15 protein-coding genes are annotated in these 16,767 nt (G+C 72.3%); 2 read left to right on the forward strand and 13 right to left on the reverse strand.

From position 1 onward, the window contains the following. Positions 1–110: 110 nt before the first annotated feature. The 9 genes from ACFY2L_RS12680 to ACFY2L_RS12720 form a co-directional block, all read right to left on the reverse strand. Positions 111–677: a Dps family protein gene (locus ACFY2L_RS12680; RefSeq protein ID WP_390656947.1), complete on the reverse strand. Its 567-nt coding sequence runs from the start codon at positions 675–677 to the stop codon at positions 111–113. Positions 678–819: 142 nt separating this feature from the next. Next, the gene (locus tag ACFY2L_RS12685) at positions 820–2,190 is read right to left on the reverse strand and encodes an MFS transporter (protein WP_390656948.1); all 1,371 of its coding nucleotides are present in this window, start codon (positions 2,188–2,190) and stop codon (positions 820–822) included. Positions 2,191–2,441: 251 nt separating this feature from the next. Beyond that, positions 2,442–3,014, reverse strand: a complete 573-nt coding sequence (locus tag ACFY2L_RS12690) for a TspO/MBR family protein (RefSeq protein ID WP_390656949.1) — start codon at positions 3,012–3,014, stop codon at positions 2,442–2,444. A gap of 47 nt (positions 3,015–3,061) precedes the next feature. Further along, the gene (locus ACFY2L_RS12695) at positions 3,062–3,949 is read right to left on the reverse strand and encodes an NAD-dependent protein deacetylase (protein WP_390656950.1); all 888 of its coding nucleotides are present in this window, start codon (positions 3,947–3,949) and stop codon (positions 3,062–3,064) included. A gap of 168 nt (positions 3,950–4,117) precedes the next feature. Further along, the gene (locus ACFY2L_RS12700; protein ID WP_390656951.1) at positions 4,118–4,666 is read right to left on the reverse strand and encodes a hypothetical protein; all 549 of its coding nucleotides are present in this window, start codon (positions 4,664–4,666) and stop codon (positions 4,118–4,120) included. Between the two features lie 224 nt (positions 4,667–4,890). After that, positions 4,891–6,057, reverse strand: a complete 1,167-nt coding sequence (locus tag ACFY2L_RS12705; protein ID WP_390822263.1) for an NAD(P)/FAD-dependent oxidoreductase — start codon at positions 6,055–6,057, stop codon at positions 4,891–4,893. 36 nt (positions 6,058–6,093) lie between these two features. After that, on the reverse strand, positions 6,094–6,810 hold the full coding sequence (locus ACFY2L_RS12710; RefSeq protein WP_390656953.1) for a GntR family transcriptional regulator: 717 nt from the start codon (positions 6,808–6,810) through the stop codon (positions 6,094–6,096). Between the two features lie 72 nt (positions 6,811–6,882). Then, the gene (locus ACFY2L_RS12715) at positions 6,883–7,560 is read right to left on the reverse strand and encodes a class F sortase (RefSeq protein ID WP_390656954.1); all 678 of its coding nucleotides are present in this window, start codon (positions 7,558–7,560) and stop codon (positions 6,883–6,885) included. Positions 7,561–7,665: 105 nt separating this feature from the next. After that, the gene (locus ACFY2L_RS12720) at positions 7,666–8,154 is read right to left on the reverse strand and encodes a sortase (RefSeq protein WP_390822264.1); all 489 of its coding nucleotides are present in this window, start codon (positions 8,152–8,154) and stop codon (positions 7,666–7,668) included. A 355-nt stretch (positions 8,155–8,509) separates the two neighbouring features. Between ACFY2L_RS12720 and ACFY2L_RS12725 the strand changes: the two genes are divergently transcribed. Further along, complete coding sequence (locus ACFY2L_RS12725) at positions 8,510–8,971, forward strand: flavin reductase family protein (RefSeq protein WP_390657135.1); 462 nt, start codon at positions 8,510–8,512, stop codon at positions 8,969–8,971. Positions 8,972–9,063: 92 nt separating this feature from the next. On the opposite strand, the gene ACFY2L_RS12730 is transcribed toward ACFY2L_RS12725, so the two are convergent. From ACFY2L_RS12730 to ACFY2L_RS12740, 3 genes are all read right to left on the reverse strand, one after another. Continuing rightward, on the reverse strand, positions 9,064–11,946 hold the full coding sequence (locus ACFY2L_RS12730; RefSeq protein WP_390822265.1) for a type 2 lanthipeptide synthetase LanM family protein: 2,883 nt from the start codon (positions 11,944–11,946) through the stop codon (positions 9,064–9,066). A 272-nt stretch (positions 11,947–12,218) separates the two neighbouring features. Continuing rightward, the gene (locus ACFY2L_RS12735; protein ID WP_390656957.1) at positions 12,219–12,416 is read right to left on the reverse strand and encodes a DUF6229 family protein; all 198 of its coding nucleotides are present in this window, start codon (positions 12,414–12,416) and stop codon (positions 12,219–12,221) included. Positions 12,417–12,666: 250 nt separating this feature from the next. Then, the gene (locus ACFY2L_RS12740) at positions 12,667–12,945 is read right to left on the reverse strand and encodes a GlsB/YeaQ/YmgE family stress response membrane protein (RefSeq protein WP_390656958.1); all 279 of its coding nucleotides are present in this window, start codon (positions 12,943–12,945) and stop codon (positions 12,667–12,669) included. 231 nt (positions 12,946–13,176) lie between these two features. Between ACFY2L_RS12740 and ACFY2L_RS12745 the strand changes: the two genes are divergently transcribed. Then, entirely contained in the window at positions 13,177–14,370 is a 1,194-nt protein-coding gene (locus ACFY2L_RS12745; RefSeq protein WP_390822266.1) for a PP2C family protein-serine/threonine phosphatase, read from the forward strand. Between the two features lie 68 nt (positions 14,371–14,438). Here the strand turns inward: ACFY2L_RS12745 and ACFY2L_RS12750 are convergent, their stop codons facing one another. Beyond that, positions 14,439–16,490: a fibronectin type III domain-containing protein gene (locus tag ACFY2L_RS12750; RefSeq protein WP_390822267.1), complete on the reverse strand. Its 2,052-nt coding sequence runs from the start codon at positions 16,488–16,490 to the stop codon at positions 14,439–14,441. Positions 16,491–16,767: the final 277 nt, after the last annotated feature.

Below are 16,767 nucleotides of genomic sequence, written 5' to 3' on the forward strand. Positions count from 1 at the left end.
ACGCGTGCGCGCCTCGTCGTGTGCTCGGAAGGCTCGCTCGCACGACAGCGGGTCCCGTGGGCCGTACGCGCCCACGGGACCCGCTCACCCGCGTCGATGATTCCGGTTCGTCAGGCGTCCGCGGCCTTGGCGGCCTTGGCGGCGGCCTCCTCCGTTTCGGCCCGAGCCGTCACCAGGGTGCCTCCGGCGTTCTCGAGATGCGCCCGGACGAACCACTGGAACTGCTCGAGGTCGCGCAGCTGCTCGATGAGCAGGTCCTCCGTCGCCGGGTCGATCTCCCCGACGGTCTTGATCGCCGCACGCACGTCCTCGATCAGGCCCGTGTAGACGACATCCAGCGCACCCAGGTGCGCGATGGCGTCCTCGCGTCCGATGGAGTAGTCGTCCCAGGTGCGTTCCTTGACCAGGGAGCCGGGCGTGCCCTGGGCGACTCCGCCCAGGGCGGCGATGCGCTCGGCGACGTCGTCGGCCATGTCGCGCACCCTGTCCACCTGCGGGTCGACCATCTGGTGCACGGCGATGAAGTGGGGTCCCACGACGTTCCAGTGGACGTGCTTGAGGGTGAGGTGAAGGTCGTTGAGGGCGTGCAGCCGCAGGCGGAGGACGTCGATGAGCCTGCCTGCCGCTGCGCGCTCGATCCCCGGCACCGTGTACTTGGGGGTGAGGTCCTTGGCCATGCTTCGCAACTCCTTCTCCACGGGGGGGGGGGTGACGTCGATGCACTGGTGCCCCGCCTCGGCTTCCGCACTCTCCTCCGTTCGGGTACCCCCGGGAGCCGAAGGTCTCCGCCATGCTGTCCGGACGTCGGGTGGGACCTTCTCAGCCCTCCAGCGAGGGTGCCGAGCCGGGCAGCGGTCGGCCCGCCGACTCCGCCATGAACCAGACCGCCACCCCGCCGATCACGGCCGCGGCCATCATGTAGTACGCGGGCATCATCATGTTCCCGGTCGCCCCGATCAGGGCCGTCACCACCAGCGGGGTGGTGCCGCCGAAGAGCGAGACGGAGACGTTGAAGCCGATCGACAGCGAGCCGTAGCGGACCTTCGTCGGGAACAGCGCCGGCAGCGCGGCCGGCATCGCGGCCGTGAAGCAGACCAGCAGCAGGCCCAGCGCGCCCATGCCGAGGGCGATCGCGAGCAGGCCGCCCTGGCGGATCAGCAGCAGGGCCGGGACGGACAGCAGCAGGAAGCCCGCACAACCCGCGGCGATCACCGGTCGGCGGCCCACACGGTCGGTCAGGGCGCCCGCGAAGGGCTGGACGACCATCATCAGGGCCATCACGCCGAGCACGACGAGCAGGCCGTGCGTCTCGTCGTAGGCGAGCTCACTGGTCAGATAGCTGGGCATGTACGACAGCAGCATGTAGTCGGTGACGTTGAAGACCAGGACGAGACCGACGCAGAGCAGCAGCGCCCGCCACTGCCCCGTGATCATCCGGCGCAGCGGCACCTTCTGACGGCTGGACTCCGCCTTCTCGACCTCGGCCGCGAACGCCGGGGTCTCCTCCAGACGCATCCGCAGATAGAGGCCGACGACGCCCATCGGGCCCGCGACCAGGAAGGGGATCCGCCAGCCCCAGCTCAGCAGGTCCTCGGTGGACAGCAGGGCGGTCATCACCGTGACCAGGCCGGCGCCGCCGATGTACCCGGCGAGGGTGCCGAACTCCAGCCAGCTGCCGAGGAAGCCGCGCCGCTTGTCCGGCGCGTACTCGGCGATGAAGGTGGAGGCGCCCGCGTACTCACCGCCGGTGGAGAAGCCCTGCACCAGGCGGGCGGCCAGCAGGAGCAGCGGAGCTCCGACGCCGATCGAGGCGTACGACGGGATGAGGCCGATGGCGAAGGTGCCCGCGGCCATCATGATCATGGTGAGGGCCAGCACCTTCTGACGGCCGACCCGGTCGCCGAGCGGCCCGAAGACCATGCCGCCGAGCGGGCGGACCAGGAAGGCGGCGGCGAAGGCGCCGAAAGTCGACAGCAGTTGGGCCGTCGGATTCCCGGACGGGAAGAAGACCTTGCCCAGGGTGACCGCGATGTAGCTGTAGACGCCGAAGTCGAACCATTCCATCGCGTTGCCCAGCGCGGCGGCCTTCACGGCGCGCTTCACGAGTGCCGGGTCGGTGACGGTGGCGGGGGCGGTCTTCGGGGAGGTCGGGTGAGCCGGGGGCGGAGTGGTGACTGTGGCAGTCGGCAAAACGTCGCTCGCCTACTTTCGTCGGGGGCAGGGACGGGTCTGCTCGACGGCGCCGGCGGCAGGCCAGTAAGCGACCGTAGAGGGACGGATGCCCTTCACGGGTCGTCAACGTTTCGTTGCGTACTGCACGCGAATGCGGTCCAGGCAGCACCTTCGCACCCTGCGGAGAGCCGTTCCGCCGGATGGCGGTGTGACCCATTTCGCGTTCCAGGGGGTGGCGGAGGCGGTTCCGGTCCAGGGGCTTCGGTACGTCAGTGCGTCGGCGACACCGCAGCCGACGCCGTCGTCGTGGAGGAACGGGCCGAGGGCCGATGTTCCTTCTCATTCCGCCGGGCGATGCTGGTGTTCAAGGCTGTGGCGAAACCGCACCACGCCGCGTAGGGCAGCAGGGCCGCGGCCGCTGTCCGGTCGGTCCGGGCCGTGCGGCGGACGAGTTCGACGTTGCTGAGGTCGAGCAGCACGGTGCCGACCAGGCCCGCCCCGGGGCTCCGCAGGCCGAAGAAGAGCCAGTTCCACCCGGCGTTGAGGGCGAGGTTGACGGCCATGCTCGCGGCCAGGCGGCGGCGTTCGTGCCGGTCGGAGGCCTTGCCCAGGGCCCGGCCGCCGGCGTAGGCGATCGACGCGTACAACGGTGTCCAGACGACGCCGAACGCCCAGGACGGCGGCTGCCACACCGGCTTGCGCAGAGACCTGTACCACGCGCTGTCGGCATCGACGGCCCGCGCGCCCGCCACCGCGGTGGCCGTCACGGCCGCTCCGCAGGCGCCGAAGCGCAGCCACGCCCTTCCCGGCCTCCGGCCGCCGTGCTCGCTGATCAGCCTCATGCCTTCAGGGTTTCCCCGGCTGGGCGGCCCCTACCGGAAAACACCGCTCAATCGTCGAGGGGTACGCCCAGCCGGGCGGCGGCGGTGGTGAGGGCGGCCCCCAGCGGCAGCGCCACCCGGGTGCGGGCGTGCGGGTCGCCCCGGGTCGGGTCCCGGTTGACGATCAGCACCGGTTTCCCGGCCCGGGCCGCCTCGCGGACGAACCGGAGCCCGGACATCACCGCCAGTGAGGAACCCAGGACCAGCAGCGAGGCCGCCTCACGGACCAGATCGCGGCACTGCTCGACGCGCGGCGGCGGAACGGCCTCGCCGAAGAACACCACGTCCGGCTTGAGGATGCCGCCGCAGACCGCGCAGGGCACCACGCGGAAGTCCCCGACCTGTTCGTCGGTGAGGTCGGCGTCACCGTCCGGGTTGATTCCCGCGGCCACCGGCGCGAAGCCCCTGTTGGCCTCCTCCAGCCGCCGGGCGAGTTCTCGGCGCGGGCTGAAGGCGCCGCAGGACAGACAGACGACCTGGGCCAGACTTCCGTGGAGTTCCACGACGTCCTCGCTGCCCGCGGCCTGGTGCAGGCCGTCGACGTTCTGGGTGATCACACCCGCGAGCAGTCCGTGCCGCCCGAACGCGGCCACGGCCCGGTGCCCGGCGTTGGGGCGGGCGCCGCGGAAGGCGCGCCAGCCGAGGTGGCTGCGCGCCCAGTACCGGCGCCGCGCCTGGGCGCTGCCGGTGAAGTCCTGGTAGGTCATCGGGGTGTGCCGGCTCAGGCTCCCGCCCTTGCCCCGGTAGTCGGGGATGCCCGACTCCGTGGAGATGCCCGCCCCGCTGAGCACGAGCAGACGGCCGCTGCCCAGGGCGTCGACGACCGGCTCCAGATCCGTGGTGCCCGGCAACAGCCCCCCGGTGGGGGTCCAGCTCAGAGTGGGGCGCATGCGCATGCCGCCAGGGTACGGAACACGATGCGCCACCCCGGGAAGGAACGGACGGCTCGGGCAGCTCTCCGGCCGCACCCGCGGACCCCGGTGCGGGCGCGACCCCGGCTCCGCTCCGCCGCCCCACCGCTTGAGAACACCGGCGGGCAGTCGGACAGTGGGATGCATGAGCCGTCACCGACGCCCACCGCGCAGGTCGCCGTGGATCGTGGGCGCGGCAGCCGTCCTCGCGTTGGGCGGCGTGGGCGTCTGGGCGCTGACAGCGTCCGAGGACGGCACCCCTCGACCGGCGTCCTCGGCCTCGGGCGACATCTCCCTGCCGACGCTCGCCCCACTGCCCTCCCTGACGGCCGCTCCGGAAACCACCGGTACGACGCGTCCCTCACCCACGGACACCCGGGACTCCCGGCCGACGGCCACAGCGGGGCACCCGACGCGTCCCGGCGGCCAGGCGTCGGCCGGACGCGGCACGTCTCCCACCTCGCAGTCCTCGGGAGTGCCGCGGACGGCGTCGGCGCCCACGCCGCCCGCGACCCCCACCCGGTCACCCCAGCGGGCGCTCACCGCGACCGGTGTGCCACGACCGACGCCGACCGTGTCCGCTCCGTCTTCGGCCCCGGCCCGGGTACCGACACCGACGCAGTCACCGACGGCCGGAAGCAGTTCCCCGGCGACCACCGTCTGGTACACGTCTCCCGTGGCCGAGGCCGCTGCCCGCCGCATGGCCGCATCGGGGACGGTAGGTGATCCGGCGTGCTCGCTGTCGGCCACGGGTGACCCCGACCCGGCACTCGTGCCGCGGGTCAGCCGGATCGGCGTGGGTACCTACGACGGCTACTGGTGCCTGATCTGGTAGGAGTCGCGGAGAGCCGCCCGCCCCGCTTCCGCGGTGGATGCCGCACGAGCCGCGTACGCGCGACCGCGGCCACGAGCGTGCGGCCCGTCGCCTACTGGTCGCCCAGACCGGTGGCGTGCTGATCCACCTCGACCTCCGAGCGCCGTAGACCGGCGAAGCGTGTGGGCCGGAACGGCCGCAGGAGGTCCTGTTCCTGATCGGTCGTCATCTCGGCGGCGACCAGGCGTCCCAGAACCGGCGCCAAGGTGATCCCGCTGTGCGAGACGAGGCAGTAGACGCGGGACCGCGCGGAGGCATAGCCGGCGACGGTGTGGCCGTCCGCGGGCAGTGACCGCAGCCCGACGCGCAGATCGATCCTGGGTGTCCGGCTCGGGCCGGTGAGCAGCGCGGAGAACCGCCGGGCGAGGGTGCTCGCGATCTCCCCGTCCACGGACGGAGGGTCGGCCGGATCGACGTCGGCGTTCAGGTCGAGAGCCTGCAGGACGGTGTGCCCGGCGGCCGCGGGGCGGAGGTTGAGGCCGGGGCTGTGGATCACACAGCGCAGGTCGAGCGCCGGGGACCTGGCGTACCCGAGTAACCCGACGGTCTGCGCCCCGCGCCCGGTGTCCGTCACCATGGGGACGTCGATCCCGGCCCGTGCGGCGAGCCGTTCCGTCCAGCGCCCTGCCGCCAGGACGACTCGATCACCCCGGTGGACCGCGCCTCCGGCCAGGGTGACGGCCACTTCGCCAGGCCCGTCGTCGATGGCGACGACCTCGCCGAGCGCGTACGTCGCCCCGTGCTGCTCGGCGTCCGTCAGCAGGCTGTTCACGAAGAGGTCCGGCAGGACGTATCCCTCACCGGGGAAGTGCGCGAAGGACGAGACGGCCGCCGGGATCCGCAGGTCGCCCGCGATCCGCGTCGCCTCGTCACGCGTGACCCAGCGAGCGGGGTAGCCGAGGGACCGCAGTCGTTCCACGTTGACGGCGAGCCGCTCCTCGTTCGCGGCGTCCGCCCACTGCAGGGCACCGCTGGGGAAGTACGACGGCGTGCCGGGCAGTCGCTCGGCGAGCCTGGCGTGTTCCTCCATCCCCGCGAGGTTCAGGCGGTGGTAGTCCGGGTCGGGCTTCCGGCTGGAGTTGATCCAGGCGAAGGTGGTCGCGGTCGTACCCGTGCCGGCTCCCCGCTGTTCGAGCAGGAGGACGTCCTCGCCGGCGACGGCGAGCTGCCTCGCGACGCTCACCCCCAGCACACCGGCACCGATGATGATGACCTTCATGGTCTGCGCGTCTCCTTTCCGGCAGCGACACGCTGCTCAGAGGCCGGGGACCGGAAGCTCCAGGAAGAACTCGGCGGTTCCCGGACGGACGAGGGTCGTGACCACCTCGACGGTGCTTCCGTCTTCGGCACGCAACTCCCTGCGCCTCATCAGCGCGGGTGTTCCGGTCTCGCTGTGCAGCAGTGCGGCGTCACGCTCGTCGAGGGTCACGGGGTCGAGGTAGAGCCGGATCGCGTCGACCGGCACTCCTCTGCGCTGCAGATACCGCAGGGTGACGACGTCCTCGAGGTTCTCGTTCAGCAGGTCGGGGGCCACGGCGAAGAGAAGCACGTGCCGTTCGACCGACCGGGGCTCCTCGCGCACGTCGAGCTTGCGGCGGACCAGCTCCACCACGGCCGTGTCGGCGGAGGCGCCGGGGAGGGCCAGGACGGCGTCGGCGGCCCTGACGATCCGCGCGGAGACGACTTCGTGTCTGCCCGGCGTGCCCTTCGCGGCCGCGGCGGGGGTGACGAAGGTGAGCAGATTGATCTGCCGCGTCACGTCCGCGACGAACGTTCCGTGGCGCCGCCGGCGGATCGCCAGGCCCGCCTCGGCCAGGTCGTTCAGGACCCGTTGGGCCGTGGCACGGCTGACACCGTGCTCGGCGGAGAGATCCTTCTCGGTCGGCAGCCGCGCGCCGGGGGGCAGTTCCCCGGCCCGGATCTTCGCTTCGAGCTCTCGCCTGATCTGAACGTAGAGGGGCGCGGTCACCATAAGACCGTACAATCAGCCAATTGGCCGGTCAATAGGTCTCCCACGGCAGGGAGCGGGCCGGGGGCGGTGCCCTCAGCCGACCGCGGTGAGTGTCGCGTAGACCACGACGTTGCCCTGGTATCCGGTCTGCTCGGCGTAGCCGCCGCCGCAGGTGATCACCCGTAGTTCGGCCCGCTCGGAGCTGCCGTACACCTTCTCGCTCGGGAAGCGTTCCTTGTCGTAGACCTCGACGGCGTCGACGGTGAACACGGCCGTACGCCGGTCCGCCCGGTCGATCTCGATCGTGTCGCCCCTGGCCAGGGCGCCCAGCCCGTAGAAGACGCCCGGTTGGCCGGTGCGCAGGTCCACGTGGCCCGCGGTGACGGCCGTCCCGGCGGATCCCGGTGCCGTGCCCTCCCCGTACCAGCCGGCGAGGCCGGGCTGGTCGGCGGGCGGGGGCTCGAGCGCTCCCGAGGAGTCGAGGTGCAGCGTGGTGAGGGGGGCGTCCACGTCGATGACGGGGATCCGGAGCCGGAGCGGTTCGGCGGGCGGCAGCGGGGAGACGGCGAGGTCTGCCGGAGCGGCGGTGCGGTACGCCGTGGGGCCGGGCAGGGCGGAGAAGGCCTGGCCCGCCGACGGCTGGGGTGGCTGCTCGTCGTCGCGGAGCGCGCCGGCCACCAGCAACGCGCCTGCCACGAAGGTCCAGGCCAGAAGCTTGATCGAAGGGATGAACGACGAAGAGGAAGCGCGGGGGGTGTGCCTGGTTGCCATCGCGGTCGGGTCTTTGCTCGCAGCGGGGGACAGGGGAGGCGACTGCTTCCCGCGCGGCTCCCGGGAGAACGGGGCATCCCGGGAGCCGACGGGCGATACGGATGGTCAGTTCCGGTTCGTGTTGGCGCGGTGACGCAGCCTCACCAGCCCACCCCCCGCGGCCGCGGCGACCAGCGCCGCGCCCAGAGCGAGCTGCGGGGCCGTGCTCCCCGACTGTCCGAAACCGGCCTCGACGGCACCGTCGGGTCGGCGTGCCGTGAGCTCGTACGAATCCGTGATCCTGGTCCGAGGGGGGCACTTGACGGTGACGGTGTCGGTGCCGGGCGAGGATCCCGCCGGCACGGTGAACTCGCCGGTGAGCACTCCCTTGCTCGCGCCCTCGAAGAGGTGGAACGCCCCTGCCACCTCGGACTCGCCCTTGCCGTAGGTCTCCGTCCCGCAGGCGGTGGTGCTGACGGTGACCGTGGAACCGTGGGCGGTCTGCCGCGAACGGATGTCGAGACCTGAGTCACCGGCAGCAGCGGCGACGGGAGTTTGCAGAAACAGGGCACCGGCCATCAGGCCGATCCCGATGCCGACGTGTGTGTAGCCCACGAGAACCCTCCAACGGAACAGCGTCCGGCTCGTCTGTGCGGCGCCTGTGTCGTACGCCACTCAGGAGGCAACCGACGCTGTGTCACCTCCGCAACAGGACGCATCGCCCCACGCGTCGCCCGGGCGGCCGTATCGCTTACGGGGCACCGGCATTCACACAGGTCAGGGACGTCGGAATCGAGAGGGAGGTGAAATCGCCCCAGGTCGGCGAACAGCCTAACGATCACGGGTGAGGGCGGGGCGTTCGCGGGGAACAGTGTGGTGAGCCGAGGGCGGAAGGAGCAACGGTGCGGGAGCGGTGGAGGCGGAGCAGCAGTGGACGGGAGGTCAGGTCGTGCCGGACGTCGACGCGTTCATGAACCGGCTGAACCCCGAGATGTGCGTGGTGACGGCTGCCGCGGGTGAGGAGCGGTCGGGGTGCCTGGTCGGGTTCTCCGCCCAGTGTTCCATGCGGCCGGTGCGGTTCGTCGTATGGCTGTCCAAGGCCAACCACACCTACACGGTGGCCCGTACGGCACGCCACCTCGCCGTTCATCTGCTCACCCGCGACCAGCACGAGCTGGCGGCCCTCTTCGGCGGGGAGACGGGGGACCGGGTGGACAAGTTCACGCGGGTGCGCTGGACGCGGGCACTCGGCGGGGCGGTGGTGCTGGAGGACACGGCCGCCTGGTTCGTCGGCACCGTCGAGGGGCACCTCGACGGGGGCGATCACGTGGGGTTCGTCGTGGAGCCCGTGCAGTGGGGCGAAGGGGCCGACGGACCTCTGCTGAGGCTCGGCGACTGTCTCGACATCAGCCCCGGTCACCCGGTGGACTGACCGGGGCCGGGACCGTGTCGGCTGCGCCGCGGCGACTTCTGGACCGGTCGCGCGGTGGTGGATCGGGGCGGGCGGGGGAGCCGGCCGCCGTGTCACCGACGCGGCGGGCTGACGGATGCGCCGTCGTCCAGGAGGAGAGGGTCGGGGAGGCCGGCGGCGGGGTTCATGCGCAGCAGGGTGTGGACCACTCCGGCGAGGCCGGCCATGAGGCTGGGAGAGAAGGCCTCGCGGGCCAGGCCGCCGGTGGGGCCGCGTTGTTCGAGGCTGGTGAGGATCTCCGCGTCGAGATGGGCGGTGTCGGCGGGGTCGAGGGCGGTGAGCAGTTCCCAGAGTCCCAGGTCGCCGTGGCAGAGGGTGTGGCTCCAGCCGAAGCCTTCGGCGGCGCACGCCCGGCCGGCGCGTCGCGCCATGTCGAGGTGCGCGGGATCGCCCGTGCGCCGGTGGAGGTCGAGCATGGCGATGCCGACGCCCGCGCTGCCGTGGCACCAGCTGGTGAAGAAGTCCTCCTCGGCGCCGACGCGGGCGTCGAGCCAGTTGCCTTGGCGGGGGTGCCACAGGGATTCCTGGTAGGCGAAGGCCCGCTCGGCGAGGCGTCTCCAGCCCTCGCGTTCCGCGGCCGTGCCCGCCTCGCTGAGCGAGAGACGCGCCAGAGCCCAGCCGATGCCGGTGGCCCCGTGGGCGAAGCCGCCGATGCCCTGGGGGTTGAGCCGGGTGGTCCAGCGGGCGCCCGCGTCGTCGACGGCGGCCAGTCGGCTCAGCCGGCGGCCGATGCGGGCGGCCGCGGCCAGCCAGCGGTCCTGTCCGGTCGCGGCGGCCAGACCGAGCAGCGGGACGACGGCGCCGGCGGCACCGTTGAGCAGGTCGACCTCGACGTCGTCCGCGACGAGCGGGCCCTGCGCCAGGGGCAGCGCCCGCAGGGCTGCTCTGCTCAGCAGCCAGCCCTCGCCGAGAACCCGGTGCAGGGCCAGCCACGCCCACACCTGGGACGCGGCACCGCTGAAGGCCCCGGCCGAGGGCGGCACGGGCGTCTGGTCCTCGGTGCTGATCAGAACCCGTAGCGCCCCGTTGAAGGTGTCCGTGACGCCGGGCACCTCGTCCGCCCGGCCGGCCCGCACCTCGGTCACGTACTCCGCGAGGGCCAGCGCGACGCCGCCCTGACCCGTGTAGAGGTCGGCGGGCAGCACCCTGATGGACCATCCGGCGGGCGTGAAGACGGGGCTGATCCAGGTGACGGTGCCGTCCGCGCCGCGCACGGCACCGTCGCACAGCCGCCGCACCATCCGCGCGGCCAGGTCGCGCCGGCGCCGTTCCCGGTCGCGGGCGTGCGGATCGCGGGCGGCGGCCTGCACCCGCCCGGGCAGCGACCGTTCGTTGAGGTAGGCGCCGACCAGGGCGTCCTGGATCACCGATTCCTCCAACGGCAGGTCGGCCGTGTGCCAGTCCTCCAGCGTGGCCTCCACGGCGGCCTTGTCCACGGTGAACGTGCACATCGGCACATCGCCGACGAGGAGGTCGGAGATCTCGGCGTCGATCGCCGCGCGGTCGGTGGGCGCGCCGGGGAGCACCTCGGCGTTGCGGCGCAGGATGTCCCGGGCCCGTTCGACGGCCTTGGGCTCGTCGTGCAGCGAGGCCGGATGCCACAGCATCCGGCCGATGTCGACGTAGGCCTGGGTGGGCCGCAGGATGCGGCGGGCCCGGACGCCCTCGAAACGGCGCAGCAGTCCGTAGGGGTCCGTGCCGGGCCGTCGCAGGTGTGCGGTCATCTCGCGGAACCCCGCGAGGATCCGGTCCCAGTACGCGCTCAGCACCGGGGTCGGGCTGGGATGGTTGCCCGCGGTGGGCATGGCCACCAGGTCGACCTCGAAGCGGGCGGCGCCGGTTCCGCCCTCCGCGATCACGGGGTGAGGGATCAGCGGCTGCTGGCCGGGCAGCGCCCCGACCCCGGAGATGTCGACCCCGCCGAGCGCGAAACCGGTACCGCGCACCGGCAGCAGTCCGGTGCGCAGCACGGTGCGCCGGATCGCCGCGGCCGCCACGTCGACCGCGTCGCCGCACCCGCTGGGCGGGAACGGAGCGGGGGTGTCGAAGAGCGTCTCGGCGTCGACGATCACCGGGACCGGGCCGGCCGCGATCATGTTCTCGGCGTGCATGTCGGTGCCGCCGGCCAAGCGCAGCACGGCCAGCCAGTGCCCGATGTTGCGGTAGAACAGGGCGAGTTCCGCGTCGTCGGCGCAGTAACGGTGGTGGACGAACTCGGCCCAGCCGTACCCCTCGCGGGCCACCGTCCGCGGGACCCGGATGCGCTCGTGCGGCGCCGGGGCGTCGGCGAAGTCGGCGAACACGTCCTCCAGCAGGGAGCCCAGCGCCCCGTCGATGAGGGACGAGCGGGGCTTGTACATGACGCTCGCGTCGTCGACATCGACCCGGCTGACGGTCAGTCCGCCCCGGTGGGTGTCGCCCGCCCCGAAGCTGACGGCGCGCAGCCGTCCCGCGGACCCGCCGCACAGCGGCCGCAGGAGTTCCCGGTCCGCGGCGAACCGCTCCGCGAAGCCGGCCGTCGCGGCCACCGACAGCTGCGCGACCGACGCGATCCGGCGGCCGACGACGGGATAGCGGCCGGCCAGCCGGTCGAGATAGCCCTCCTCGGCGGCCTGCTCGATGAACGCGGCCCAGGTCGCCGTGTCGGATCCGGCGGCTTCCTCCGCCTGACCGGCCGGCACACCGTCCGCCGCGATGCGCAGCGCGTGCAGTTCGATCAGGAACAGCCGGGACAGTTTCGCGTGCAGGGACCTCAGCAGCGCGGTGTGACCGGCCTCCAGGACGACGTCCCGTTCCTGGGCGCTGAGGGAGTCCACGTCCGCCAGCCGCTGGGCGAGTTCCTCACGCCACGGGCGGCCGAGGGTGCGTACGGGACGGGCGAACCACTCGGTCTCGTCCTCGTCCGCCGGCTTCACCGGAGCCGATCCGTTCACCATCCACCGTCCCTGTTCCGCGGTACGCGCGCCCGCCTGCCGAGGCGCCCGGAGGAGGAGAGGGGAACTGCGCCGCCCACCCCGGACGACCCCGCTCCCCAGCGGCGGTACGCGTTCCGGTACGGTGCGGTTCCCCCACTCCCGTCGTTCCACCTCACTCCTGCGGGCGTCCGCGCAGAGGCTCAGCCCGCGGGCGACGGCCGACCACGCGCCCCGGAGGAGGCATTGCACAGGGGAGAGCCCTCCGCCGAGGGCCGCGCACGTGACTCAGACGATCAGCAGCACCAACTGCCGCGTGACCCGCTCGGGCTGGAACAGAAGCCGTAGAGGGAGTCGCTCGGATCGGTGAGCGCGGCCTCGGCGGCGGCGCCACCGACGTAGAGCGGCCCGGCGGGGTTGACCTGTCCGTACGCGCTCTCGGCACCCGACAGCCAGGCCTCGAGCACGGCGTTGTGAACACTGATCTGTGGCATCAGCGGCCTCCGGAGACGGAAATTCGGGACGGATTGCCCAGCCCCGAGTATCGCCGCGTTCGAACATCCGTCAGACGGCTAATCCGGCCACAGTCAGGTGGTGCCGGCGTGGCGTGACGCCATCACCGTTACGGACGGGACGACGCGCGGCGTCCGCCCCGCACCGCCTCCCGGGACATGCTGACGGCTCCCGTCCTGCGCACAGGAGAGGGAGCCGTCCAGGCGTGCCGGAGGCGTGTGCCTCAGCGGGTCAGGCGTGCCGGTGCGAGTGCCGGTTGCCGGTGACGAGGCGGTAGAGGAGGAGCAGGATGACGGAGCCGGCGATCGCGGCGATCCAGGTGGAGAGGTCGAAGAACCCGTCGAGGGAGTCGACCCCGAAAATTACCTTGCCGAGCCAGCCGCCGAGCAGACCGCCGACGATGCCGATGAGCATGGTGACGATGATGCCGCCGGGGTCCTTGCCCGGCATGAGGGCCTTGGCGATGGCGCCGGCGAGCAGGCCGATGATGATCCACGCGATGATGCCCATGGTGCGTCTCCGCTCTCCATATAAAGACTGTGTCAACTCATCGTGTGCACCCATTACGTCCGAACAAACGTCTCCTCTTCCTCACAGTCGTGCCGGTCCCCGGTCGAAAGGGCCGGTGTGACGCCGGGATCCGGGCCTGGCCGGGCGCCCACCTGACCAGACAGCACGGGCACATGGGGTGATGTTGCGGGAACTCGGGGAAAAAGTTGCGACAGCCGATGGGAGGTTGTCGTGAAGGGTGAAGATCTGGAACTGGGCGAGTTGCTGGCCGCTGCGGAGGCGGCCCCGCCCGGTGAGTCCGTCGAAGTGGTGGCACGCGACCTGCAAAAGCGATTCGGTGCGGAGCGCGTGTCCTTCCTGTTCGTCGACCTCGTCGGCCGGCGACTGGTGAGACTCGCGGCGGCCGGCGGCGATGGAGCGGACCGTACGGAGCCGATCGACCTGCGAGGCAGCGTCTACGACAGCGTCCTGCAGAGCCAGCGCCAGCACGCGGAACCGGACGGGCAGGGCGGACAGCGTGTCATCACGCCGGTCACCAACCGCGGCGACTGCATCGGCGTCCTGGAGGTGACCCTGCCGACCGCCGACGACACCGTGCTGCGACAGGTCCGCGACGCGGCACACGCACTGGCCTACATCATCGTCACCGACCGCCGCTTCACCGACCTCTACCACCTGGGCCGTCGCACCACCGAGACCAGTCTGGCCGCGGAGATCCAGCACCAACTGCTTCCCTCGGCCGCCTGCTGCGAGGCCGACCAGTTCACCCTCGCCGGCGGGCTGATCCCGGCGGACGACATCGGTGGCGACACCTACGACTACACCCTCGACGGCGACACCCTGCACCTGTCCATCACCGACGCCATGGGCCATGACACCAACTCCGCCCTGCTGGCCACCTTGCTGGTCGGCGCACTGCGGCGGGCCCGTCGCAGCGGCTATAACGCCCTCAACCAAGCTCACCACGCGCACCAGGCCCTGCTGAGCCACAGCCGCGGCCTGGCCACCGGCCAGTTGCTGTGCGTCGACCTCCAGACCGGCCGGTGCGAACTCATCAACGCCGGTCATCCCTGGCCGCTGCTGCTGCGCGACGGCACCGTCGAAGAGGTCAGACTCGCCGTCAACCTCCCGTTCGGTGTGGCGGCACCCATCTCCTACCGCTTGCAGGAACTGCAACTGCGGCCCCGGGACCGCCTGGTGCTGCTCACCGACGGCATGCAGGAGCGCGGTGCCGCAGCCGTCGACCTGGCCTCGGTCGTCCTCGACACCCGCGCGCTGCATCCGAGAGAAGCCGTCCGGAGCCTGACCGGCGCGGTGCTCGACGCCTGCCACGGCAACCTCAAGGACGACGCCACGGTCCTGATACTGGACTGGCACGGCAACCCTCGCCGCCCGGACGGAACGAGACCGGGCGTGAACCCCTGAAGCCGGCCTGGGCTGGACGGCACCTTCGGCTCCAGCCCCCCGACCCCCGCCCCGGTCACACCGCCCGACTAGACGCGGTCCTGGAAGACGCAGCTCCACACGTGCGTGCCCGCGACGCCGCCGTCGGCGCGCACCGCCTCCAGGGTGTAGAAGTGCGTGGTCCCCCGGGCGGCCGTGGTGTCCGTGTAGGCACGGGTCTCCGCCGGCAGCAGTTCTTCGTGCAGCGGCTCGTACGCGTTCGTCGCCGCGTTCCAGCGGCTGATCCGGTAGCCCGCGACGGTGTCGCACTCCGCCGTCTTGTCGCACCGCCAGTTGACGGACGGCCCGTTCTCGTCGGGTCCGCCGATCACGGTGCCGTAGCCCATGCTGCCGAGGTCCCAGTCCCGGGTGACCGTCACGGACGGCCGGAGGTCCAGTTCGGTGGCCTGGACGACCGTGACCCTCGGGTCGCTCGGGGACAGCGCGTTGCCCCAGAGGTCCCTGGCGACCACCGCGTACACGTACGTCTCGCCGTCCGGCAGGTCGCCGCAGAGGACGGCGAGCGGGTCGCTCGTGCCCTCCCGGCAGGAACTGAGGCCGAGCCACTTGACCGTGCCGTCGGCCTGCCGGGCGCCGGTCCAGACCGCGTAGCGCTCGACGTCGTCCTCGGTCGAGGCCGCCCAGCTCACCAGCACGCCGTCGGCGCGTGGGGTCGCCCGCACGCCGGTGACCGGGCCGGGCGCGACGCGGTCGCCGGTGCGGACGACGAGCGGGGCGGACGGCACCGACTCGTTCCCGGCCGGGTCCACCGCCGCGACCGCGTACGTCACATACGTGCCCTCGGGCATGTCCAGGTCGCGGCAGATGCCGCCGGTGCTGGTCTCGTCGCTCTCCTCGGCGCACGTCACGCGGGTGAGCGCGGCCGGGTCGAGGGTCCTGCCGGGCGAGCGGTAGACGTGGTACGTCCCGCCGTTGTCGAAGTCCTCGTAGAAGCCGTCGGGCTGCTTCCAGTACACGTCGGTGTAGCCGACGCGGACGACGGAGCCGAGGGAGGCCGGGGACTTCGGCGGCGTCCGGTCGACGCCGTCACCCGTGACGGCGGCGTACGCCGACGGGTTGCCGAGCGCGTCGAGGGCGCGGACCCGGTAGTACCGGACGGTGTTCACGGGTCCGTCGGTGCGGTACGACGTCGTGGTCGTCGTGCCCAACAGCTCGAACGGGCCGGTGGCCGCGGAGGCGGCGTACACCTCGTACGTCGCGGCGTCGGCGTCCCCCTGCCAGGCCAGGGTGGCCCACCACGCGTCGCTGACGACCGTGAGCCCGGTCGGCGCCGCCGGGCCCGTGCGGTCCACGGTCGCGGCGGCGGCGTCGAGGCTGCCGGCGGACTCGCGGCCCGCCTTGTCGACGGCGCGGACCTCGTACAGGAAGGTCTGTCCCGTGGCGGGCGTCGCGTCCACGAAAGAGGGAGAGGTGAGCAGCGCCGAGCCGCTGGCCTTCGCCCACTGCGTGGTGCCCAGCCGGCGGTACACGCGGTAACCGGCGAGGTCCATCTCCTTGTTCGCGGCCCAGCGCAGGGTGGTCTTCGCCGTGTCCCGGTCGTACGCGGCGGTCAGGCCGGTCGGGGCGAGCGGCTTGACGGTGTCGACGGCGGCCTCGGTGCGCGGGGTGTACGTGAACGCGGCCTGGGCGAGGCCGGTCCAGGCGACGTAGTCGACGCGGAGCGTGTGTTTGCCGGCCGGGACGGTCAGGTCGACGGTCTTGCGGGCGGTCGTCGACACGTTCTTCCACAGGTCGATCCTGCGCACGCCGTCGACGTAGACGCGCATGCCGTCCTGCGTGGCGGCGGACAGCCGGAAGGGGCCGCCGGAGCCGAAGTCCCGGGTGAGCGACCAGCGGACGGAGAAGTTGTCCTTGGGCAGCGTGACGCCTGCCGGGTCGCCGTACCCGTAGTTCTCGGCGATGGCGGAGTCGCAGGCGGTCAGCTTCGGCGTGCCGCTGAAGGTGGAGTTGCCGAAGTACTGCGCCTTCCAGACGGGGGAGGCGCAGGTGACGGCCGCGGAGGCCGGGGCGGCGGTGATCAGGCCGCCGGTGGCGGCGAGGGCGGCCGTCGCGGCCAGCGCGATCAGCCGGGTACGAGTCATCACAGAGAGCAGGGCCCCTTCCGGACCAATGGGCAACAGGTGACACGGGTGACACGGGTGCCACAGGTGACGCCTGTGTGACCCATGAGGAGGGGACAGGGTTGCCCCGCCTCTCACCTTTCCCACGGACGCTCCCTGGGCGTCGGCCTCAGCCCGGCGTCAGCCGTGGAGCGGGGGGGGGGGCGGGGGGGCCCCCCGCCCCCCCCCCCCCCCCCCCCCCCGGGCCCGCCCCGGGCCCGGGGGGGGCCCCCCCCCCCCCCCCCCCCCCCCCCCAAAC

Origin of the sequence: Streptomyces sp. NPDC001381 (assembly GCF_042895685.1) — a bacterium.
Classification (GTDB): domain Bacteria; phylum Actinomycetota; class Actinomycetes; order Streptomycetales; family Streptomycetaceae; genus Streptomyces.

Bases quoted from the DNA above. Each gene is read 5' to 3' on its own strand.
- ACFY2L_RS12705 (WP_390822263.1), bottom strand. From the start codon at position 6,057: ATGAAGGTCATCATCATCGGTGCCGGTGTGCTGGGGGTGAGCGTCGCG.
- ACFY2L_RS12740 (WP_390656958.1), bottom strand. From the start codon at position 12,945: ATGGGCATCATCGCGTGGATCATCATCGGCCTGCTCGCCGGCGCCATC.
- ACFY2L_RS12730 (WP_390822265.1), bottom strand. From the start codon at position 11,946: ATGGTGAACGGATCGGCTCCGGTGAAGCCGGCGGACGAGGACGAGACC.
- ACFY2L_RS12725 (WP_390657135.1), top strand. From the start codon at position 8,510: ATGAACCGGCTGAACCCCGAGATGTGCGTGGTGACGGCTGCCGCGGGT.
- ACFY2L_RS12690 (WP_390656949.1), bottom strand. From the start codon at position 3,014: ATGAGGCTGATCAGCGAGCACGGCGGCCGGAGGCCGGGAAGGGCGTGG.
- ACFY2L_RS12700 (WP_390656951.1), bottom strand. From the start codon at position 4,666: ATGCGGCGGGCAGCGGCCTCGGCCACGGGAGACGTGTACCAGACGGTG.
- ACFY2L_RS12750 (WP_390822267.1), bottom strand. From the start codon at position 16,490: ATGACTCGTACCCGGCTGATCGCGCTGGCCGCGACGGCCGCCCTCGCC.
- ACFY2L_RS12735 (WP_390656957.1), bottom strand. From the start codon at position 12,416: ATGCCACAGATCAGTGTTCACAACGCCGTGCTCGAGGCCTGGCTGTCG.
- ACFY2L_RS12710 (WP_390656953.1), bottom strand. From the start codon at position 6,810: ATGGTGACCGCGCCCCTCTACGTTCAGATCAGGCGAGAGCTCGAAGCG.
- ACFY2L_RS12715 (WP_390656954.1), bottom strand. From the start codon at position 7,560: ATGGCAACCAGGCACACCCCCCGCGCTTCCTCTTCGTCGTTCATCCCT.
- ACFY2L_RS12680 (WP_390656947.1), bottom strand. From the start codon at position 677: ATGGCCAAGGACCTCACCCCCAAGTACACGGTGCCGGGGATCGAGCGC.
- ACFY2L_RS12695 (WP_390656950.1), bottom strand. From the start codon at position 3,949: ATGCGCATGCGCCCCACTCTGAGCTGGACCCCCACCGGGGGGCTGTTG.